Annotated in this window: 14 protein-coding genes; 4 read left to right on the top strand and 10 right to left on the bottom strand. The window is 40.7% G+C overall.

Features of this window, described 5'->3' with window-relative positions; genetic code table 11:
- Positions 1–36: 36 nt before the first annotated feature.
- The 9 genes from M2273_RS12425 to M2273_RS12385 all read right to left on the bottom strand — a co-directional run bounded on the left by M2273_RS12425 (position 37) and on the right by M2273_RS12385 (position 20,028).
- Positions 37–1,881, bottom strand: a complete 1,845-nt coding sequence (locus M2273_RS12425; protein WP_429397202.1) for a RagB/SusD family nutrient uptake outer membrane protein — start codon at positions 1,879–1,881, stop codon at positions 37–39.
- A gap of 10 nt (positions 1,882–1,891) precedes the next feature.
- Positions 1,892–5,224, bottom strand: coding sequence for a SusC/RagA family TonB-linked outer membrane protein (locus M2273_RS12420; RefSeq protein WP_429397200.1), 3,333 nt, complete (start codon positions 5,222–5,224; stop codon positions 1,892–1,894).
- A 498-nt stretch (positions 5,225–5,722) separates the two neighbouring features.
- The gene (locus M2273_RS12415) at positions 5,723–9,910 is read right to left on the bottom strand and encodes a hybrid sensor histidine kinase/response regulator transcription factor (protein ID WP_429397199.1); all 4,188 of its coding nucleotides are present in this window, start codon (positions 9,908–9,910) and stop codon (positions 5,723–5,725) included.
- 271 nt (positions 9,911–10,181) lie between these two features.
- Complete coding sequence (locus M2273_RS12410; protein ID WP_429397197.1) at positions 10,182–11,339, bottom strand: glycoside hydrolase family 130 protein; 1,158 nt, start codon at positions 11,337–11,339, stop codon at positions 10,182–10,184.
- A gap of 10 nt (positions 11,340–11,349) precedes the next feature.
- Positions 11,350–12,690 carry a sugar porter family MFS transporter gene (locus M2273_RS12405; RefSeq protein ID WP_429397195.1) on the bottom strand — a complete coding sequence of 447 codons (1,341 nt, stop codon included), beginning with the start codon at positions 12,688–12,690 and terminating at the stop codon, positions 11,350–11,352.
- A gap of 73 nt (positions 12,691–12,763) precedes the next feature.
- Positions 12,764–13,813 (bottom strand): LamG domain-containing protein, encoded by a 1,050-nt coding sequence (locus tag M2273_RS12400; RefSeq protein ID WP_429397193.1) that lies wholly within the window; start codon positions 13,811–13,813, stop codon positions 12,764–12,766.
- 23 nt (positions 13,814–13,836) lie between these two features.
- Positions 13,837–15,348, bottom strand: a complete 1,512-nt coding sequence (locus tag M2273_RS12395) for a RagB/SusD family nutrient uptake outer membrane protein (protein ID WP_429397191.1) — start codon at positions 15,346–15,348, stop codon at positions 13,837–13,839.
- Positions 15,349–15,365: 17 nt separating this feature from the next.
- On the bottom strand, positions 15,366–18,665 hold the full coding sequence (locus M2273_RS12390; protein ID WP_429397190.1) for a SusC/RagA family TonB-linked outer membrane protein: 3,300 nt from the start codon (positions 18,663–18,665) through the stop codon (positions 15,366–15,368).
- Between the two features lie 256 nt (positions 18,666–18,921).
- Positions 18,922–20,028, bottom strand: a complete 1,107-nt coding sequence (locus tag M2273_RS12385) for a FecR family protein (protein WP_429397188.1) — start codon at positions 20,026–20,028, stop codon at positions 18,922–18,924.
- A 144-nt stretch (positions 20,029–20,172) separates the two neighbouring features.
- Here M2273_RS12385 and M2273_RS12380 point away from each other — a divergent pair, with 144 nt between their 5' ends.
- The 4 genes from M2273_RS12380 (at position 20,173) to M2273_RS12365 (ending at position 22,625) form a co-directional block, all read left to right on the top strand.
- Positions 20,173–20,724: an RNA polymerase sigma-70 factor gene (locus tag M2273_RS12380; RefSeq protein WP_429397186.1), complete on the top strand. Its 552-nt coding sequence runs from the start codon at positions 20,173–20,175 to the stop codon at positions 20,722–20,724.
- A 227-nt stretch (positions 20,725–20,951) separates the two neighbouring features.
- Positions 20,952–21,296: an RNA recognition motif domain-containing protein gene (locus tag M2273_RS12375; RefSeq protein WP_429397185.1), complete on the top strand. Its 345-nt coding sequence runs from the start codon at positions 20,952–20,954 to the stop codon at positions 21,294–21,296.
- Between the two features lie 94 nt (positions 21,297–21,390).
- The gene (locus M2273_RS12370) at positions 21,391–22,242 is read left to right on the top strand and encodes an NAD(P)-dependent oxidoreductase (RefSeq protein ID WP_429397183.1); all 852 of its coding nucleotides are present in this window, start codon (positions 21,391–21,393) and stop codon (positions 22,240–22,242) included.
- 104 nt (positions 22,243–22,346) lie between these two features.
- Complete coding sequence (locus M2273_RS12365; protein ID WP_429397181.1) at positions 22,347–22,625, top strand: CHC2 zinc finger domain-containing protein; 279 nt, start codon at positions 22,347–22,349, stop codon at positions 22,623–22,625.
- Positions 22,626–22,656: 31 nt separating this feature from the next.
- On the opposite strand, the gene M2273_RS12360 is transcribed toward M2273_RS12365, so the two are convergent.
- Positions 22,657–24,144, bottom strand: coding sequence for a glycoside hydrolase family 28 protein (locus M2273_RS12360; protein WP_429397179.1), 1,488 nt, complete (start codon positions 24,142–24,144; stop codon positions 22,657–22,659).
- Positions 24,145–24,156 lie beyond the last annotated feature (12 nt).

Genomic DNA, 24,156 nt, shown 5'->3' with positions numbered 1-24,156 from the left:
CTTCTTACTATAAATGTATAAGAATTTTATAACTCCTTAGTTATACCCTGGATTTTGAATTAACTTCTTGTTTTTGTTAATCTCATCGCGGCTAATAGGCGGAAAATAAATCTTGTCATCCCAGGTACGGTTTTCAACTCCGGGATCAAGATCCTGAACCGTGTATGTATAGTTGTAATTATCGGTATTGTACCTATAAATATTTACCGTTTTACCTGGCTTTAAAGTTCCCGTAATTTTTATGATCCTTGCTTTATTGCCCAGCGTTGTGGGCGCAATCATCCAGCGGCGCGCGTCATAAAACCGTTGTTCTTCAAACATCATTTCTACGTTACGCTCGTTTCTGTACCGCTGCAACAGTGCATCACCCCCATCTGTAATTGCAGGCATTCCTGAACGGAAACGGATTTTATTGAGCCATGTCCTGGCCTCATCCTCCTTATTTAATTCAAGACATGCTTCTACAAAGTTAAATACAACTTCAGTGTATCTTATTAAAGGCGATGGCACTTCCGATCGGGTATTTTGATCAACAATAGCTGGATTAGGATCCATAAACTTCCTGATGGCATAGCCGGTACGGGTTCCGTTCCAGTTTTCGATAGGGCCATTTCTGGTATCCAGGCCGAAATAAGTTGCCGGGCTGCCCGAACTGCCGGTTTGATAAGTACCCATTTGTATTTCATTATAGGGATCTATACCTGCACCATCGGATGTGCGGGGTTTCCATGGGGCGCCATCATATAAAACAGATGCATAAAAACGCGGGTCCCTGTTTGTATAGGGCGCTGCCGCTTCTGCGGGTTTGCTCCAATCGAATTTGGTACCGTCCATCATTTCATAATCATCCACCATGTTTTGGGTAGGCTCGCTTGATGTCCAGCCATGATATCCGTTGGTACAGTTGTTTCTGCCATACCATGCACCCCATTCATCTTTGCTATTGCTGAAATAGCGGGCAAAAATTATCTCTTTTTCGCCGCCATTTCTTGACAAATAAGAATTTTGATAATTTATAAATCCATCGGCGGCACTGGCAGGAGCAGATAAATCAAGTGCATAACCATATCCACCTTTAAGCATAAATGCCTTTGCCAAATCATAAACTTTTTGCCAGTTAGCATCATGAGCAGCGGTTGTATAACCTAAAAGCTCGGGATTTTTGAAAGAGCCTAAGCTTTTTAATGAGGCCACACCACCAGGAGTATGCAGCTTACTGGCTGCATATAGCAGCACCCTTATTTTTAAAGCTACGGCGGCATCGGCGGTAGCGCGCCCTTTTGCCTGGCTAAGGCCAGTTAACGACGTGTTGGCTGCATCCAGCTCGCTCACTATAAAATCAACACATTGGGCATAAGTATTCCTGGCAACAGTATAATCAGGAGATGTAAGCGTATAGGTAGTTGTTACAATTGGCACACCACCATAATAACGCAGCAGTTGGTTGTAAAAATAGGCCCGCATAAAATGGGCTTCACCCATAAGCCTGGTAACTAATGCCTTATCCAATTTAGACACGGTCAGCTGCTCCAAAGCAAGGTTAGCTGATCTTATCCGGGCGTACATTTCATTCCACTCATAGGTATTGTTTACCCATCCTAAATGCGAAGGACTTATATTGGCCTCCATAATATCCTGCTTACCAAAATTATAGAGGGCATTGTCGGTAATACAGTCCATACTTTCCTGATTAAGCTCTGCATCGTGCAAGCCGTTATAAAGCTCGGTAACAAAAGCTTCGGAAAGGTTTGGATCGGACCAGGTGAGTTCTGATGATGCTTGATTCGATGGCTTGGTGTTTAAGAATTCCTTCTTACACGAAGCAAGCAGCACTGCCAACAGTATCGCGACTGGTAAAATATTTCTTATAAATGTTTTCATATCGTTCAAATTAAAATTTTACACTTACTCCCATATTAATTACTCTTGCCTGCGGATAATATTGACCGGACGCACTGGTTGATTCAGGGTCATAAATTTTCTGTTTAGAAAATGTAAGCAGGTTAAGGCCATTTGCATATATCCGTAAATTGCTTATACCAATTTTTGAAGTTAACGCAACCGGGATAGTGTAACCAAGTTCGGCATTTTTAAGTCTGATATAATTTGTATTAAGCAACCAATAAGTGTTCCCATTGATAAGGATTCCTGCAGAATTGTAGCCTCCTCCAGAAAAATACTGGTTATTTCTATCAACGGTACGTGGGGCTGTTGTGCTCGGGTTATCAACCGTCCAACGATGATCATAGCTCCATTGCAGGAAGTTACCAATTGTACCCGATTCTGTTTGCAGAAAAATTTGGCCGCCGGCTGCACCCTGGAATAAAACAGTCAGATCAAAGTTTTTATACTGAACTCCCAAATTGAAACCTCCCTGAAAGGTGGGCTGATTTGTTTTGTCTTGCCTCACCTGATCGTCTCCGGTAATTTTCCCGTCGCCATTTATATCTTTATATACCATGTCGCCCGGGCGAAGGGTACTGGCACCAACACCGCTATAATCAACCTTATTAGCATCAATTTGAGCCTGGGTAGAAAATATACCATCATAAACGTAATAAAGCTGGCTTCCGATAGGATGCCCGGTTGATTTTTGCCAGGCTGGTGCTCCGGGGGCCTCGTCCCATTGATCAATTCTGTTTTTTGCATATCCCCCGTTTACACCTACATTATACCTTACCTCACCAATTTTGTCATGGTAGCTAAATTGAAACTCCCATCCTTTATTGGTCACTTTTCCATAATTTACAGGCGGCAGCAATGCATATGGTATTGCTGTTGCTGGCACTGAAGCTGTAGAGGGCCATAATATCTGGGTACGTTTATTAAAAAATGCTTCCAGTGTAAAATCCAATTTTCCGTTTAAAGTAGTTCCTTCTAACGCTACATCGCTATTGTTGGCCACTTCCCAGGTAAAATTGGGGTTCGGCACCCCATTTTCGGTTAATGTTTGAGCCGGCGCACCATTAATTATATATGAATTAACATTATTTAATGCCAAATAAGCATATTCTGCTAATGTAGTGGTACCAGGTTTAACAACATTATCGTTACCCATTTGGCCCCATGATCCGCGCAGTTTCAAATTTTGAATAAATTTTACGTTGTTTTTAAAGAAACCTTCTTCGGAGATTCTCCAACCGGCTGATATACCCGGGAAAAAACCGAAACGGCGAGTTTCAGGAAACATATAAGAACCATCTACCCGCCATAAAAACTCGGCCAAATATTTTTCTTTATAATTATACCCTACCCGGCCAAAATAATTTAAACGTGCCCTTTGCCATGCGGTGCCGAAATTGTCTTTCTCAGAGTTGCCACCCCAATTTAATTGATCGATAGCAACCGAGTTGAAATATTTACGCGATGCACCAAATTGGCTATCGTTTGATTTTTCTTTGGTTACACCGGCCAGCAATACAATGTTATGACTGCCAAAGCTGTGATTATAACTCACAATTCCCTCAAGTAAACTACTTAGCTGATCATCAGATCCCTGATTAAGGGTTGCCTGGGCTGGCCCACGGGCTACTTTGGTAAGTACCGGGGTGCCGTTTGCATCTTTGGTAACATTGTCCCAGCTGTACACATACCACGGCATTTGCCAGTCTTTAGTTTGTTGCATATATTTATTTAAAGCAACATTACCGGTAACTTTTAATCCTTCCACTCCGGGAATTAATATCTCAATTTTGCCATTAGTTTGTAAATAATATCTTACATCCTTACCATAACCGGTTTTGTTTGTAGTAATTAATACCGGCTGCTGGCCATTTTCAATATCTGGCCCGGGCAATCCATTTGGCCAATAAGCGGGCCTGTATGGGTAACCGCGCATTATCATCCTGAATATATCACCTGCACCAGTCGTTGTTGAAAAGAAATTGGTATTGCTTCCGTTTGGAGATAAACGGTTTTCCTGGCGGCCAGATACGCCAATAGAAGTGTTCACATACTTATTAACCTTTGCATCAACATTTACGCGAAAATCATATTGCTTATAACCTGAAGCCGAGTTTTTGTAGTAACCCTCCTGGTTTTGGTACCCTATTGAGGTAAGGTACTTAATACTTTCGGAACCACCTGATAATTGGATGTTTTGACGTGATTGAGGCGACCAGTCTTTTAATGTTGCTTTAAACCAGTCAGTGTTAGGATGCCCCCAGGGATCAGAACCATCAGCAAATTTTTGGAAATCAGCTGGTTGAAATGTTGCTGTTGTGGTAGCCCCGTTATCCGGCCTGGTGAATTTCCCGGCTGTTTTGAATGCTGCGGAAGCATCGCTCCAATAGTTTGAAGGCAAACCATACAGATCTATTTCATTTACCAGGGTAGCATATTCGGTTGAATTAGCCATTTTGGGAATATTTGTAGGTTGGCCCCATCCTTTATTGTAGGTGTACGATAGATCAGGCTTACCCAACTTACCACGCTTGGTGGTAATCAGAATAACACCATTAGCCGCCCTGGCGCCATAAATAGCCGCAGATGCATCTTTTAATACCGAGATACTTTCAATATCTGCAGGATTTAGCCGGTCAATATTTGATTGCCCTGCAGGTGATGGTATACCATCTAAAACAATCAATGCATCGTTATTACCCAGCGTATTAGAACCGCGGATACGAATAGTTGAACCGTCATTACCAGGTTCGCCGCTTGCATTCATAGCAATAACACCAGGCATACGCCCGGCTATAGAGTTGGAAAGGTTAACGGCCGGCGATTTTACCAATTCGTCCCCCTTAACAGATGTTACAGAACCGGTAATGGTTACTTTCTTTTGTACACCATAACCAACAACTATTACTTCATTAAGTCCTTTTGATGAGGCTTGAAGCTTAATATTAATAACATGTTTCCCGCTTACAGGAACCTCTAAAGTGTTATAACCGATATATGATATAACCAATATGCCATTATCAGGGGCTGTAAGTGTATAGTTACCGTTTGCATCAGTTACAGTTCCAACATTTGAATCTTTAACCTTTACTGATACCCCAATCAAGGTTTCGTTGGTTGCCTGATCGGTTATTTTTCCTGAAATTTTTATCGGAGCGTTTTCTTTAACCTTCCCCCCTTTTATTTCTGTGAACTTTGTTTTTTTGATTTTTGCTACGCCAGCATGTGACAAGCCTACAAATATTATAGCTATTAATATTTGGCTTAGCACAATTTTAAAGACCCTTAACAAGTTTACAGTTCTATGTAAATTGTATTCCATATTTAGCTTATTTAAGTTAATTATTATTTAATTCCCGCTTTAAAAGCGGGATGATTTAGGGGCTAATCATTTTTATGACTTTTTGCCTTTAGGTTGGGGATCGTTAAGCTTTTTTATCTAATCATAGTTAATAGTTTTGGTTTATATTATTTAATCGGTTAATTCGGCAAAGGGTTATCAAAGCAAACCCGGCAATGGCTCATTGGCATCTACCAGCAAAAAGCTCATAACCACAACAATGGCTTAATTATGAAATAATTAGCCCGTATTAATCCCTGCAACTTCTGATAACATGGTCAATAAATCAGCATTTATTGACTTGATATTGCCAGAGTTTGATTTCGATAAAAAAATAAGTGTAATTACTACAATTATATAATTGGTAATGCTAAGATGGGTAAAATTAGCACTGCAAATGAGGGGTAAATTCTTAGAACTTGAGGGGGTAACTGGTAAAACACAGGGGGGGGGGTGCTTAATCCTAAGTTTTACTAAAAATTAATTTTTGTTAACTTTTAGTTTTACGGCACTCCTGGTAATATTGGCATGGAAAGGAACGCGGAATTTTTTTATATATTCAGAAGGGTTTACTCCGAATAGTTTGTTAAACTGTTCCCTGAAATATTTAGGATCGTTTATACCTACCTTGTAAGCGGCTTCAGAAACAGTACAATCGGTTTTAAGAAACATTTCAGCGGCTTTTCTGAGGCGTATAGATCGTATAAACCCATTGGCCGATTGCCCGGAAATAGCTCTTATCTTTTTATAAAGATTGGAATGGCTCATCCCTATCTCATCTGCCAAAGTTTTAATACAAAAATCGCCATCGGCTAAGTTATCTTTTACAATTTTGATACATGCCGCCAAAAACTCTTTATAATCTGGCGGAACCTTAAGATCATTGGGCTTTAACGTAATTTCATTATAAAAATATTTTTGGAGATTATTTTTACTCTTTAATATGCCGTTAACACGGGCAACAAGTAATTCCCGCTCAAATGGTTTGCTTATATAATCGTCTGCACCACATTCTATTCCTTTAAGTTTAATTTCGGGCGATGAGCTGGCAGTTAATAACAAAACGGGGATATGGTTTAATGCAGGTTCATCTTTTACTTTGCTACACAGTTCTATACCACTCAAACCCTGCATCATGACATCGCTAATAATAATATCCGGTAAACACTGATAAACAATATCCAAACCATCAGAGGCATTGGTGGCTTCAAAAACTTCAAAATCCTCCGTAAAAATTTGCTTCAGGTACAGCCTCATCTGTTCATTATCATCTACAATCAGCATAGATCTCGATTCTAAATTAAATGGATCCTTCTTTTTACTTTTTACCGGGTTTAAATCTTTATGCTGTCCAGGAACTTCTTCATAACTTTCAATAAGCTCATCTAAAAAAACAGAGGTTTCTATAACATCTTCAAAAATAAAATTCGGACTCAGATGCTCCTTACCTTTTAACAAACAAACTTTAAATATGGTACCGGCTCCGTTTAAACTATGGTAGCTAATATTACCCTTATGGCTTTCGATAAACTTTTTAACAAGATAAAGGCCAATACCAAACCCTCCGCTAAGTGGTAACTCATTTTGTACCTGGTAAAATTTATTAAATAATTCTTCACCTATATTATCGGCTATTCCGCATCCCGAATCCTTTATTTCTATGTTCACAAAGGTTTCGGTTTGGGAGATATAGCAGTTTACCATCCCATGATCGGGTGTGAACTTTAATGCATTTGATATTAAATTAAATAAAACAATTTCCATCTTTTCCCTGTCGGCAAATACTTCCATGGTTTCCGTTTCGCAAACAAAGTCAAATAATATATTTTTGCTTTTAGCCTGATGACTGAAACATAAAAAAACCTCCTTACATAGGTTTACAATATTTAATCTTACAATTTTAAGCTTATCTGATTCACTATCAGCTTTTCTGAATAATAGCAATTGATCAACCAGGCTTAGCAGCCTGCGTGCATTACGAAAAACAATATTCAGATTACTTATTTCGTTCTCTCGCTCCCCCGGATTAAATAGTAATTCTTTAACAGGGTTTATAATTAAAGTAAGCGGTGTACGAAACTCATGAGAAATATTAGTAAAAAAAGACAGTTTACGCTCATTTAGTTCCTTTTCTTTTTCAGCAGACATCTGCACTATTTTCACCTCATAAGCCAGCTTTGCCTGATTATTGCGATAACGCAAATAATAGTAGATCAATGCGGCTATCGTCAGGAAATAACTTAAAAAAGCCCACCACGTTTTATACCACGGCGGCAGTATTTTTATTTTTAAAGTAGCGTAATTCTCAAACCATATACCATCCTGATTGGCTGATTTAACTTTAAATTTATAATCGCCAGCCGGAAGATAACGGTAAGTAACCGATTTTTGATTTTTTACATAATTCCAATTTTTCTCCAATCCAACCAATTTATAAGCAAACTCACTTTTTTCGGCATAAACATAGTTTAAGGCTACATATTGTATGGAGAATACAGACTGATCTGATTTTAAAGTAATTTGGGTTGATTCATCAATAACCTCACTTAATATATTATCTTTTTGACCAACTTCAACCTCTTTGCCAAATAACTGAAGACCCGTAATTAAAACTTTTGGCTTAAACAGGTTTTGTTTAACTTCTGCAGGATAAAAAATATTATACCCTTCGGTACCTCCAAAAACCATAAACTTTTCCTTACTGCAATACATTGATGAGCCCGGATTAAATTGCCCGGTTTGCAACCCATCTGAGTTGTCATAATTAATGATCTTGTTGGTATGCGTATCAATGCGGGATAAACCCTTATTGGTACTTATCCAAATATCACCTACCTGGTCTCTTTGTATTGCATTGACAGTGTTATCCGCCAATCCGTCTTTTTCTGTATATCGTTTAAATTGTTTGTGTCGTATATCATATATAACAAGGCCATCTCCTTCCGTACCGATATAAAGATTTTCGCTTTTATCTAAATATAAAGAGTATATAAAATGGCTGGGTAAAAACTTTTCGGCCTGTGCCCTATTAAAATAATTAATAAACTTGTTTTGGCTTTTTATATAATATTTGAGCCCGGCCGCATATGTGCCTATGATCAGATTGCCATATTTGTCTTCGGCAAGCGCACGAATATAGTCTGAAGAAATGCTGCTGTTCTGGGGGGTATAGTTAACAAACTTATGACTACCTGCGGGTAATAAACTTAACCCACCTCCGTTTGTTCCGATCCATAAATTATTTTCTGAATCATCCAGAATCACCCTTACATCATTTAAACCGATGCTTGCCGGATCATTTTTTTTATGAATGAAATTAGTAAAGGAATCCGTCTTTTTATTGTACCTAAAAAGTCCATGCGAATAAGAGCCAAACCATAACGTGTTTGAATGGTCTTTATACGCGCAAAGTATGGCATTATCTGTTAATGAACCTTTTTGTCCGTTTGCCTTATAGTACTTTACAACCTCACCATTCAGCTTCTTCTTATGTATACCATCACCATCGGTACCCAGCCACAGATAGCCTTCATCATCTATACACATGCCATAATATCTCAAAAAACTAATATCATAGGCATCGGTTAATTTATTTTGAAATTTTTTAAACTTTTCAGGAACATTGCTTAGCATGTAAATGCCATCGCCATATGTTCCGGTCCAAATATTCTTATCATGGTCCTGAAACAGGGTTTGTATAGTCCGGGCCGTAACATTGTAGTTATCCTCGGATTTCACAGGATCAATAGTCACATTTTTATATGACGACTGCTCGCCTTTGGTAAGATTTATATTATACAAACCTCCATCCTGCAGGCCAACAAGCAGGTTTTTATGGTCATCCTCCAGAAGTGAATAAAAATAGTTGCTTTTCAGCTTATAATCCGGACCAAAAAAAACATGAACACTATGCTCTTTCCTTCTATAAAGCACCAATCCTTTACTGGTAGCTATCCAGATGTCATGATTATGATCTTCATAAATGCAATTGATCCGGCCCTGGGGAATCAGGTTAAGGGGGAATTGGCTATTCAAATTTTTTACAACAATTCCATCTTTTGTACTGAAAACGTTGAGTCCGCCATCCCGTGTACCTACCCATAAAAGTCCGAAGGTGTCTTCAATAATATTAACCACGGATAAATCACCTAACAAGCCAGGCAATTCTTTTTTTGTGTAGCTTTTAAACTGTTTGCTCTTTATATTATAGGAAGAAAACCCCGAACCACCACAGGAAAACCATAACTGATCTTTATTATTCTCAGAAATACTGTTTACATTGTTTAAATAGATTGATTGAACCCCTGGTGGGTTAAACCTTGTAAAACGCTCGCTGTTGGTATCAAATCGATAGATCCCTCTTCTTGACGATATCCAAATATCGCCCTGTATATCCTTAAATATGGTTTGAACATAATTGCTCGGCAAGCTATACGGATTGTTGGGTTCAAATTTAAACACTTTGAAATTTGTGCCATCAAACCGGTTTAAACCATCGCCTGTAGCAAACCACATAAATCCTTTATTATCCTGAGTTATCCCATTTATTATACCAAATGAAAGACCATCCTTTAATGAATATTTTATTACTTTTTTAGTTAATAAACTTTGAGTAAAACCAAAGAAAAAGGCTGTTACTCCTACCAGGGTAAATAATAATCTTCTCATTAATATGAATAACTGGTTTACTTAAAGGTTTAAGTGCGCTACACAGAACCTGTCTATCCAAATGTAGTTTTATTTAAATAAATAAGTGTGCAGATGACAATAAAATTTCTTGCGCTACGTTTAAGCCGACTTTTACAAATGGCTCCAACTGAATTTATAAAGACAAGGAGGTTAGCAGGTTTTGCTGGTACAAATTGGAGATAAATAATAAATGCGCTCCGTGTTATACCACGGAGCGCATTCAATATTGCTTAGCTTGCTTGTCAAAAAATTATTTATCCGTTACAGGATCTGGTGGGGTTGATTTTGACGGATCATATATGGCAACGCCAACCCTGGAATCGGCACATCCATAATACAGGAACCATTTCTTTTTAAAATAGACCATCCCTTCTATAAAAACAGTTCCGTTTATGTATTGTCCGCTTTTTTCAAATGGTTCCATCGGCCTCAGGAAAGGTACATCTAAACGACCCAATGGTTTTGAGGGATCCTTGCGGTCAAACAAAGCCTGTCCGGCGCAATAGGAGTTGGCGTTAAACCTTTTATCCCTGCCCTCATCTGCCTTATTTTTTCCATTATAAAATAAAATTATTCCTTTAGAGGTCATTAAAGCCGGCGGACCGCATTCTGTAAGGTCGCTATCAAAATAGCCTTTGCGTGGAGATATCAATTCTTTTAGCTCACCGTTCTTATTAACAACCGGGGCCCAATCAACAAGGTTTGATGATGTAGCAGCATAAACATGGTGCTCGCCCCAATACAACCAGTACTTGCCATTTATTTTGATGATCACCTGTTTGCCGTTTACAACTTTTGTCAGGATGGAGGCCGACTTACTGGCTATGTTAAAAAATTTGCCACGATAAGCTGTTTCAAAGATCGGTCCGTGCTTTTTCCAGTGTATCAGGTCTTTGGATGTGGCAGCGCCAAGCCGGGGCACATCACGGTTCCATTCGGTATAGAACACCACATAGGTACCAGCGGGAGTAATGGCCACACGCGGGTCTTCACAGCCCCCTGGCCATTCATATTTTTTTGCAATGTCATTATCCGGGTAAAGCACGGGTGTTTTTCTCCTGGTAAAATGTATGCCATCATTACTTTCGGCATATCCAAGCCGAGAGGTACGGAAACCGATACCTGTTCCGTAAAGGTCCTCGGCCCGGTATAAAACTACTATTTTACCATTTTTGAGCGCTGCTGCCGGGTTAAATGTATCATTTGCTTCCCAGGCAACCTGTTTTTTACTCACCGGATCAGTAAACCTTGAACTGGTATCCGGCGAGATGATGGGGTTTACATTGGCGGGGCGCGCGAACCCTCCGAACGCCCAGCCTGGCAGTGTATGATTATCGGTTTGTGCAAAGCATATCTGGGTTAGCAATACCAGTGCTAAGATCTTTGCAGATTTAAAAAAGTTCATCATGAACAGCTTATTAAACTTGGGCATATAGTTCTTCAATTTTTTCAAGGGGAACCCCTTTTGTTTCAAATACATAACGGCTTACAAATAGTATCATGCTGATGTTAATGATGCCATAAACACCAAAAGTAGCCACCGGCCCCAATTGCGAAAGCATTACAGGAAAGGTAAGCGAAACAATGGAATTAGCTACCCAGTTACCAAACACCGCAATGGATGTTGCTGTACCACGTATTTTATTCGGGAATATTTCGGCAACGTATACCCAAAGTACTACCCCCCATGTACAGGCAAAGCCACCTATGTAAATGAATATGGTTAGCAGCACAAAGTAGTTTTGCAGCATGTTGAAATAAAATAAGGCGGCCAGTACAAACATACACAGCCCCATGATCAATGATCCGGAAAGCAATAGCTTTTTACGCCCCAGCCTATCTATCAGCGGGAAAGCCAGCAGGGTAAATATCAGGTTAACCACGCCTGTTAATATGGTTTGAAACAAAACACTGCCGCCTACATGTATTTTTTCAAATATCAGCGGTGCATAGTAAAACACAATATTGATCCCGGTAAGCTGCGCTATGGAGGCAAATACCAGACCTATGATAACAACTTTTCTGAAGCGTGGGGTAAATACATCTTTTAAGGCCGGGGTGCTTTCTGATGCGATATCGTCGGTTACCATTTTAACCTGCTCCTGACTTTCACTCTCTGAATAAATATTGCCGAATACTTTTTTTGCATCAGCTATTTTATGTTTAGATACCAGCCATCTTGGGCTTTCAGGAACCAGCAGCAACAGGATAAAAAATATAACAGAAGGTATTACAGCGGCTGCAAGCATATAACGCCAGTAATTCTCATTATTTAAAGACGTGTACGAAGCATTTACAATCAGGTAGTTGGATATAAAAGACAATAATATACCGCTTACGATAGCCAGCTGCTGCAACATGCCCAGTCGTCCCCTAAAACTGGGAGGTGCCACCTCTGAGATGTAAATAGGCGCCAGCGTTGATGCCATACCAATAGCTATCCCACCAATAAAACGGTAAATAACCAATTCAGTAAAACTACCGGCAATACCGCTCCCTACTGCCGCGATAATGTACAGCAAAGAAGTTACGATCATTAGCTTTTTACGGCCGAATTTATCGGCCAAACCACCAGCAAACAAGGCGCCGGGGATACAGCCAATTGATGCGGCAGCTACTATCAGCCCTATTTCAGCATCACCAAGTTGAAAAAAGGGTTTCAAATAATGCAGTGCTCCAGCTATTACAGCCGTATCAAAACCAAACAATAACCCGCCCAAAGCGGCTACTATGGATATCAGTATAGTATAACTCTTCATGAAACAATTAGATTTATAGGTTTAATAAAATGAAGATAGGTAAAATAGCCCTACCTATCTTCATTCATTGTTATTATAACGTACTTTCAATCGTATAGATCGACAGGACTTCGGCATCGGTTAATGCCCGGTTATAAAAACGGAGATCATCCATTGAACCATTAAAAAACGAACCACCGTAATAGGCATAATCACTTGATTGATCAGTAGTGATCAGGCTTTTAGGAAGTTGCTGACCAATGGTCAGATTCACAGGGGTTGGAAGCGTTATAGGGACACCCGTTACAGCCGCCGATTTAACCATAGCCCCGTTGATATAAAACTTCATGGTTCCGTTGGTGTACGAAACGCTCACCTGTGTCCATGTTTCCAAAGGTACAATGCCGGGATTGTCATCTACATCATGATAGCCATTATCGGCATGAATGGTCAGGAACAGGAAATTATTGCTTTGCAGCTGAAATTTAAACCCGTTCCACCGGTTCAGGGACATGATATAATTATCCGAATAAGTATTATGCCTTTTAATCCATAAGCTTATAGTAAATTCCTTCGGATTTAATGACATATCATAAGGAACTTCAATATAAGCACCGTTGTTAAAATCATAAGCCATATTAGCCCTGCCAAAACGGTCGGCAATTAACTTGGGCAAAGTATTACCATCAACAGGTGCATTACCCGGACCAATAATACCTGACTTTAACATCCCATTGTGCTTATTGGCTGTAGCATCATCTGCACTACCATCAAACTTCCATTGCGCTACGAGGTTAGCCGCCGACACTTCCTGTATCAGCTTTGTTTTAAATGAAGCTACAACGCGGTTAAGATTGGCTTGCGCATTATTAACCTGTTGCTGGGTAAACGTGTTCCCGGTCTTTATACCTGCGGCCAGATCTATCGCTGTTTTTAGATCTGCTTTCGCTCCTACCGCATACTGGCCGGGTTTATTCCCCTCCGCAGTTGACGAATATAGTACCGTTGCCGAGTCAATTGTCAAAGTAAGCTTTGCTTTATCGGCATTATAATTGGGTTTATCCTCCTTTTTACTGCAAGACTGAAGTATGGTGATCAGCGCTATTACTATAACGGCTGATGTAATTTTTTTTAGATTTCTCATTTTATCACATTTAAGTTTAACCGTTACTTACCTAATTTTAAATTGGTTTGTCTTTCGCTAAGTGGTATCGGGAAAAACTGATTGCTGCTATAATTAAAGTTAGGCTGATCTTTAAGTGCATCGCTGGCATAAGCTGCCCCATAACGTATCACATCAAAGAAACGATGAAACTCCAGGGCCAGTTCTGAACGCCTTTCCTTACGTATAATATCACGCAATTGGGCTTGGTCAGTAACAGTCACATCAGGTAGCAAACCAGCAGGCACTACGCCACCTGCATAATCGGGCAGGGTTTTGTCGTACACGTAACTTTCCCTGGCTCTTTTACGAACCCGGTTAAGCGGTACCAAAGCACCTGCGCCATCGCCCTTTTCGTTTAAAGCTTCTGCTTCAATCAATAAAACCTCGGCAAACCTGATGGCCTGGTAATTTAAGTTACCATCGCCTTTGGTAGCTGTTGGTACCTCAGTTAAGGGTTGGATGTGTTTTTTGCTTAAAAACCCAGTAGTGGTCCATGTAGGGTCAAAGCTGGTATCAAACCATGGGTGCCCTGCCCTGCCTACTGTATAGTCAAGTCTTGGGTCAACAACGCCGCCGGTTGATTTTTCAAAATTATCAACCAAACTTTGCGTAGGGTAAAAGAACCCATACCCATTTTGCGACCGTGGAGCAAACCATTGGTTCAAGGTATTTCCCTGAAAAGGTACCAAACCACTGGCATGTTGAACTGAAAACACCGACTCTGCATTGTTTTTTGTTGCAGCCCTGAAATTATCGGCAAAAACGGGTAATAAACTATAAACACCTAACGCATCAACCGCTTTGGCAGTGGTGGCTGCAAGGTCCCATTTCTTTTCAAAAAGATAGGTTTTGGCTAACAAGGCCATTGCTGCCCCTTTGGTTGCACGGCCAAGATCGGCGGCGGGCCAGCTTGCAGGTAAGGCTGCGGCGGCAGCCTGGCAATCTTTTTCTATCTGCGCGTAGATCTGTGCCTGGGGCAATGCCGGGCTTTGCAGCTCTTCGGGTGTTTCCACTTTCAGGTGCATAGGAATATCGCCATAGGCAACCGTTAAATTAAAATAGTAATAAGCTCTTAAAAATTGAGCCTGACCTACTACTGATTTCTTTACAGCATCAGACACGGCTTTATTAGCATCAGATAGTCCGTCTATAACCACATTACATTTAAAAATACCGTCGTAATATCTTTTCCAAACACCTTCAACGGCTGAGTTTGAGGGGATGATATTGAATTCATCAATACTTTGAAAATCGGCCTGATCGCCCGGGTTACCGCCTTTTATAGCATCATCAGATGCTACATCGCCTAATACCCAAATTGCATTGCTGGATGCATCAGTAAAAGTGAGTGGATTATATGCGGCATTTACGGCAAGTGTTGCATTTGCATCCGAAGTGAAAAAATCACCAGATTGATATTGCCCCAGTACCGGTTGCTCCAGGATCTTTTTACATCCTGTGATCATAATAAACAGGATGGCGATTGTATATATAATAATATTTTTTGCTTTCATCTCTTAATAAATTTAGATTAGAAATTAGCGTTAACACCAAAAGTGATCGTACGTGCCGAAGGGTAAGTTCCCCAGTCAATACCCACTGCCCGGTCACCATCGCCTGCATTATTGCTATTGCTGTACATTTCGGGATCAAGACCGGTGTATTTGGTAAAGGTTAACAGGTTTTGCGCACTGGCAAAGATCCTTACCGATGAAATATGAAGGCTACTTAGCGCATTTTTACCTAATTTATACCCTACCTGGATATTTTTAAGCCTTAAATACGAACCACTTTCCAGGAAACGGGTTGAGGGCATTTTGTTGTTTTGCGCCCCATTCCATGACAACCGCGGAAACTCATTAGTTGAGCCTGGCCCTGTCCAGCTCTGTGTGGCTATCCTTTCGGTAATATTAAATGGACGATAAAAGCCTTCAATATCGGTAAGTACCTGATTATAGATCTTATTACCATATACCCCCTGAAAAAACAAGCTCAGATCGAAGTTTTTATACTGGACATTACCGGTAAAGCCATAAGTGAACTTAGGTATTGGGCTGCCCACAAAGGTGCGGTCCTTTTCATCAATAACACCATCATTGTTAACATCCTTATACATCACATCGCCCGGTTTTATGCCAGGCCCCTGGTATGCATGGGTAAACACCTGCTGCGGGTTCTGGAAAATACCTTCCTTTTGCAACAGGTAAAATGAACCTATTGAATGCCCTTCTTCGGTAAGTGTTGCATAATAATTATTATCAATACGGCCGCCAACAATTGGAACCCCACCCGCAAGCGAAGTAACTTTATTAACCACTGTAGCAAAGTTGCCGCTTATATTATAGCTCCAATCCTTATTGATGGAATTGCGATAGCTTAGTTCGAGCTCCAAGCCACTATTGCGCACTTTACCAGCATTTACCGCAGGGTTGCCACCATTACCGGCGCTGCTTGGTTCAGGCAGTTTCAACAATACATTCGAGGTTTTTTTAACATAATAATCGGCGGTTAACGTCAGCGCGTTCTGGAAAAAACCGAGGTCTAACCCCACATCTGCCTGTGTACTTGATTCCCATTTGATATTGGGATTGCCTTTGGAGGTTATGCTGTAACCCTGGTTAGAGGCGCCTCCAAAAGGATAGTAAAACCCACCGGTGATCAGCGAAGTATAAGGATAATTACCAATGGATGAGTTACCTAACTGACCTAAACTTGCCCTTAATTTAAACAGGGATATAGGCGTAATACTCTTCATAAATTCTTCCTGATCAATACGCCAGCCTAATGAGCCCGAGTAAAAACTTTCGTAACGGGAACCGGGAGACAATTGCGATGAACCATCCCTCCTGTAATTGACACTGGCCAGGTATTTATTATCATACTGATAACCTATACGCCCAAACAGGGAGAATAAGCCTATGTCAGACCGGTTGCCTCCATTTTGCTGTATACCAATACCGCTATCAAGATATTGGAAATTTGATGACTGATCAATATACTGGGTGCGCGAGGCAGATAAGGCTTGCACATCTGTTTTAATTAATTCTGTACCGGCTAAAAAATTCAGCACATGCTTATTCAATGTCAAATCATAGGTAGCTGTGTTTGTCCAGTTATAGTTAAGTTCATTACTGTGCGATTGCGCAAGCGAATTAGGTGAGTTAAAAAACCTGTCGATACCGTAGGTTTCAAAAAACTGCTTATAATCGGTCATGATCATATTAATACCGATATCTGATTTTAGCCTCAGATTTTTTATAGGTGTCAATTCTGCGAAGGCATCACCTAAAATGGTATAAGCATAAAAATTACGGTTTGTAGCATCGGCCAGCGCTACCGGGTTTAAACCATCCCCTAAAACATCATAATGAGCGGGAAGATCAACAAACTGACCAGCCGCGTTGCGAACCGGTGTTGCAGGCGTACGGAACAGGGCGTAACGGACAACACTTGGTCCGGGATTGCCGGTACCATATCCATCGCCCGAAGTACCTACCTGCCTGGTTTTTGAATAGCCCAGGTTAACATTGGTCCCTATTTTAAGGTATTTGGATAAGGTGCTACTTACAGAGGTGCGTAAATTAAACCGGTTAAAAGATGAGTTTTCGATCATCCCTTCCTGGTTAAAATAATTGGCCGAAACTATGTATTGTGAGTTTTCATTTCCGCCGCTTATGGATAATTGGCCATTGGTAACCGGTGCCGACTTTAATACCTGTTTTAACCAGTTCACATCAGAGAATGTCCTGGCAAGGCTATCTGAAATAAGCGCGCGGCCATCATTTTTTGCCGCGGTATTGTAGGCTGATACATATTGGGAGGTATTGGCCATTTTGATCAGGTTCTGTGGTTCCTGCACACCGGTATAAGCACTTATTGATAGCTTTGCCTTGCCCGAACTGCCCTTCTTGGTGGTAACGATAACCACGCCATTTGATGCCCTTGCACCGTATATAGCTGCCGATGAGGCATCTTTGAGGATATTAATACTTTCGATATCATTTGGTGAGATCTCATTTATACCATCTTTTGTGGGCACGCCATCAATAATATAAAGCGGACTATTATCATTTATGGTTCCGATACCACGTATACGTACAGATATGGCATCGCCGGGAGCCCCGGTATTCTGGCTTACAGCCACACCTGCAGATTTACCCTGCATGATCTGATCAACCCCTCCTACCGGAATGGCATTGATATCCTTTGCGCTGATCACCGAGACAGCACCTGTAAGGTCTTTCTTACGCTGCGTGCCGTAACCAATAACAATTACCTCGTTAAGGCTGCCGGCTGCTTCCTTAAGGGTGATGGTTAGTTCCGTTTTCCCTGCAACAGGTACTTCCTGTGTTTGAAAACCTATATAGGATATCAGCAGGACAGCATTTTCTGGTACTGTTACCGTAAAAGCCCCGTTTACATCAGTAACAGCCAGATTTTTACCGTTTTTTACACCAACCGTTGCTCCTATAAGTGCCGCGCCCGTTGCATCCACCACTTTACCGGTAACCTTGATATCGGCTACCTGCGGGGCGCTTACTTGCGTGATCACTACCAGTTTTTCTGATAATATCCGGTAAGCCAAACCGGTGTTTTTTAAAGTAAAGTCAAGTATTTGCGGAACCGTAAGGTCCTTAACATTGATGTTGACTGATTGATTTGGTATGGCCTTGTTGATATATAAAAAAGTGTAACTACTTTTTTTCTCCAGGAGTTCAAAAAAATTCTCCAGCTTAACGTTTTTAACATTCAGGTCAATTTTTTCCTGTGACCGCACCTTTGCAGAAACATGGATAAGCGTAATTAAAAGCAGAGCAAATGTTAATTTCACGCACAAAAGAATTTTCTTGACATAGGGACGCTTAATGAAAGAACTAAAAGTTTTTTTCATACTTTTGATTTGTTGAGGTTAATAATTAAAGTTTCCTGAGATCCTTCCAGATAATAGGTTATTGGCATTGGCCCCAACAGAGGAAGTGTTCCCGCACTTCCTTATTTGTTTGGGGTTAATAAAGTTTAGAGTAAGTATGATTATTTCATGCGATGTTTCCTTTCTTCTCTTATAAGTTTTTTGGTTAATGGCTGGTTTACCATATATGAATTTGGTTATCGGTTAAAGTATAATGAAATGGTTGGGTAAGCTGCAAAGCATGCATCACCTCAATAATGTTTTGATCTTTAAATACCCCAGTAAACCGTATTGTTGAGTACTTGTCATTATCAAAAATAATTTTGACGTTATACCAGCGTTCCAGGCGAATAGCCAGATCAGCAAATCGTTCCTGTTTAAAAATGATCTTATTATTTAACCAGGCTGTTTCTTCAACCGCTACATCGGGCACTGCCTGCGCGTCAACAATTTTACCTGATGTTACCACAACAGAATCCCTTATCACGGCTTTGTGCAATATGTCTGCTTTCTTCACCAGATCCTTACGGGTGTTTATGGTAATTTTTTCATTAGGATATAATACAATGTTGGCTCCGGGTTTACTTTCGTTCATTACTTCTACTTTACCCCTTATAAGCGTTGTTTCAATAAAATCATCGCTTTTGTAGGCCTTAACATTAAATGCAGTTCCTAATACAACTACACTGAGCTTGCCCGCGTGTACAATGAAAGGGTGCTTTGTATCATGCTTAACATCAAAATAAGCTTCTCCATTTAAAAAAACCTCTCTTTTACTGCTTTCATTTAAATTATCAGCAAACTTAATAGATGATGCCGCATTAAGCCATACGGATGAACCATCGGGCAAAATGGTATGAACGCGTTTACCATTAGGGGTAACCACTACCTGTTGTTCCACAACCTTATTAAATTGTTTTAAGTAATACTTTGCCCACAAACCCGCCATTAGCATTATAACAGCCGAGGCCGCCAGCATCCATTTTTTGCGATGGCCGCGTTGCAAAGGGTCAAGGCGGTTATGGTTAAATATAACTTTTTCGGCAAAGCCATTTTCATTGATCATGGACTGATCAAACTTATCAAGCCCCCTTTCCATAGCGCGGCGCTCCTCTATTGATGAAGCACCCGGGGTAATGGTTTTTAATTTTACGACAAGTTCATAGTCTGCCCGTAACCCGGGCTCGGCCAGGAAAATTGATTCCAACTCCTCCAATTCCTCAGCAGAGATCTCTCCTGAAATGGATCTGGAAATAAGCAGCCAGGCCCTTTCTTCTAATGTCATATAAGTTAAGGACACAAGAAAATGTGAAAACCCCCAAAAGAAAATTTAATATTTTTACAAAAAAGGCTTTTTATGCTTTAACCAACATAAATCATTAAAAAAACAATACCTTTATTTACCAATTACTAACCGATTGCACCTTCCATGCAAGTCATTCTGAACAAGAATTTTGAGCGAACCGGATTAAAGGATGAACAGGTGTTTAAAGACCTGTACAGGCAATATTTTGTAAAACTTTACAGGTTTGCTACGTCACTGGTACATAACAAAGAAGCTGCTGAAGAAATAGTACACGATGTTTTGATTAACCTCTGGAAAAAAAGAAGCTCTTTTACGGCAATAGAAAACCTGGATACCTATCTTTATGTATCTGTAAAAAATCTATCTCTAAATTATTTACGGAATGAACGCAAACACGATCATATTGCGATTGAAACGATATATAACGAAAACAGATATATAACTATTGATCCTGAAAGCGTAATGATTAGCCAGGAGGGGGTTAATGCTTTAAACTCCTTTATTAATAATTTACCTGCAAAATGCAAACTCGTTTTCTGTATGATCAAAGAAGATGGATTAAAATATAAAGAAGTGGCCGCCTTATTAAATGTATCTGTAAAAACTGTAGAAAATCAATTAGCTATAGGGCTTAAAAAAATTGCAGAATCTATTAAAAATGCATCGTCGGTATAGTGCCCTTCTCATTTCAACACTTCCTGAATCTCATTAATTACTTTATATCAATGTATTGAAAATAAAAATATTCATTGCATTACACTTCTGTTTTGTATCTGCATTATTATAACCTATTTTTAGAAAAATTTATTTGCAGGAATACTAAAATGAAATTATGTAGACTGCATTAAAACGAAATAGCTATTCGTGGGTTTACTTTACTTAATATCGGATCAAAGTTTATAATGGTTAAATTATTTGTTGGGGGATTCCCGCTGGACATGACAGAACTGGACCTGGTCAGATTGATTGGTCCACATGGAGATGTAAGCACGATCAAGATCGTGCGTGATAAGAAAACGAGGATCTGTAAAGGCTATGCTTTCCTGGAAATGAAGGACAGGGCTGGTGCCGAAAACGCGGTGATTGCTTTAGATGGCACCCCTATGGGCGACCGGGTTTTAAGTGTAAATATCAATGAAGAAAAGCCCGCTTCACAGGCCCCTCCTAAAAAGACTTTCAATTATACCAACATTAAAAAACCATCAGGAGACGTAAGGGCAAAACGCCCCCGAAGGACAATAGAATAAGAGGCAGTTATTAAATAATGTGACTTCTTTTTATGTTGAGGGTCCTGACTTTTCTAATTAAGTCTCTACCTTTATCGTATATAAATAATACTTTATGAAAGCATTTCTTGGGATGGGCCTGTTGGGCTCCAATTTTGTAAGAGCCATGATCCAAAAAGGTGAGCAGGTACAGATCTGGAACCGGACAGCAGCCAAAGCCCGGGCACTGGAAACCTATGGCGCCAAAGCATTTGATGATGTGACAGAAGCTGTAAAGGGTGCAACTACTATACATGTTACCCTCAAGGATGACGATACCGTGAACGAAGTGCTGGCTATGGCCGGTAAGGGATTGGAGCCAGGTGCCATTATCATTGACCATACTACTACATCAGCTAAGGGAGCAGCCGAAAGAACCGCTGCATGGAAGGCGAAAGGATATACCTACCTTCATGCACCTGTATTTATGGGCCCGCAAAACGCACTGGAAAGCACGGGTAATATGCTGGTATCGGGCGACCAGGATGTAATTAGCCGGGTAGAACCTGAATTATCAAAAATGACAGGAAAGGTCTTAAATTTAGGTCCGGAAGAAGGTAAAGCTGCAGGCATGAAACTTATCGGTAACCTCTTCCTGCTAACGCTTACCGCCGGCCTTACAGATACTCTCTCGCTGGCTAAGTCGTTGGGTATCCCGTCAGGGGATGTCTCTGCATTGTTTGAATCCTGGAACCCCGGGGCAACAATGCCCGCCCGGTTTAAAAGGATCACCGAGGGAAATTTCAAACAGGCCTCCTGGGAGTTAAATATGGCCCGGAAGGATGCCGGGCTAATGATGGACGCGGCAAAACATGGCGAAACTGCCTTGTCCCTGATACCTGTCATCGCGGCTGTAATGGATGATTGGATAGCTAAGGGTCATGGCAACGATGACTGGAGCGTGATAGCGCAAGATGCCATTTCTTAAAATTTATAAAAAGATCATAGTTTTTTTTCCACAATGCAAGTTCAAATCTGCATGTTTAAGTAATTTCGGCCTCCTGTTTAGTCAGGATACTGCTTTATTATTTTATGTCTTCAGATCATTTTATTTCCCCGGTCCAGGCAGACCTTGTCAGGATCGTTTCTAAGTATGTACTCTTAGAAGAAAGCCGCAGGAACTTAAAGGGCAGATGCCCCTTCCATCCTGACCAGGCGACTTCATTAATGGTATCCCCCGAAAAAAATATTTTCCAGTGCTTTGGCTGCGGAAAAGGTGGCGGTCCGATAGATTTTGTTATGGCTATTGAGGGTAAAACGCGCGAAGAAGCCATCCAACTGATCACACAGCACAAGGTTACGTTGAAGTAGTAATCTTTATCATAGCTCCTGTTCCAAAACACTAATAGGCTTTCACCGTCTCCCATTTTTGGGGATCAGCTGATTGCCCTGCCAGGTTATTTATGGTTAGTGCTGATACATTATGGCTTTCTACCCCATGTGCAAAGTATCCGGGGCGATTAGCTCCCCAGTTAACCGAGCAATTCCGGATATTGATTCCAGTTGCCTGATCCAGATAAAAAGCTGAGGTGCGTCCTTTAACCAAACCTTCAACATTGCCTGGCCTGCGGTCATAAACCCCTCCGGGCTGTGCAGTAGTTTTATTGATATTAACATCAACCTGGTCAAAATATATATTGGAGATCTTATCAGCGGTTTCGGCGCTTACATAAATGCCATTTTCACTATTGCATTTTATATTGCTAAAAAAAATGTTTGTTACCGCTCCTACCCTGCCTTGTTTTTCGCCTTTGGGTAAACGCCACCCTGCGTCTTTATTGTTTGCTGTTGCCCTGCGATAGGCTGTAATATAAATAGGCTCAGCCTTACCCCACCACACATCCGAAAACAGGTGAGCATCTACAATGATGTTGGAGAACACTACATCACTTACCGTACCCTCATCCCTGTTTTGGATGCCCAAACCACGGTTGCTGTTTTTAATGATACAATTATTAATAACTACATGACTTATCCTGTCCATATTCTCCGACCCGATCTTAATGGCACATGAACTGGATGTCATGGTACAATTACTCACGGTGATATTTTCACATGCTCCAAACTCCTGATATTCCCTGCGGTTTTTTAAACAAATGCAATCATCGCCCGACTCTATGTAGCAATTGGCTATCCGCACGTTTTTACTATGATCAATGTCAATACCATCGCTGTTTCGCACTTTTATACTGTTCAATAAGGTAATATCTGTAATAGCCACATCATTACACCCGGCCAGGTGCACAGTCCAGTAGGCCGAGTTACGGATAGTAAGGTCACGGATACTTACATTTTTACAGCCAACCAATGTAAGCAGATGCGGCCTTGGGTCAACTATATTGAATGGTTTCAGCTCGTATGAATCATCCAGTTCCTTACCCATAAAAGCAATCCCATTACCGTCAATGATACCACCACCACTAATGGTAACCTGCTCCAGGTTTTCACCGCCTATCCAAATCGTCCCTTCGCCTTTGTTTTCCCTGAATGCGCTTTCGGTATACAATTTTTCATCGCCCGATGCCAGTATCCGGGCTCCTGTTTCCACATAAAGTTCAACAAAGGATTTTAGCTTAAACGGACCGCTTATAAAAGTTCCGCCTGCGGGCACATACACACGCCCGCCCCCGGCTGCCGAACAGGCATCAATAGCACGCTGTATCGCTTTCGCATTATTGCTTTTACCATCGCCAACTGCCCCATACTGTTTTATATTATAAATCCCAGCAGTACTTTGAAAATGCCCAACGTTCTTTTTAGCCTGTTGCCCACGGGCTATAAATGATAACAGGACAATTGAAGTGGATATGAATAATGTTTTTAATCGCATTTTTATATGAAT

The sequence above is a fragment of the Mucilaginibacter lappiensis genome (assembly GCF_050433765.1).
Lineage (GTDB): Bacteria > Bacteroidota > Bacteroidia > Sphingobacteriales > Sphingobacteriaceae > Mucilaginibacter > Mucilaginibacter lappiensis_A.
The sequence above is the reverse complement of the archived record's forward strand: the minus strand, read 5'-3'. Positions and strand labels throughout refer to the sequence as shown.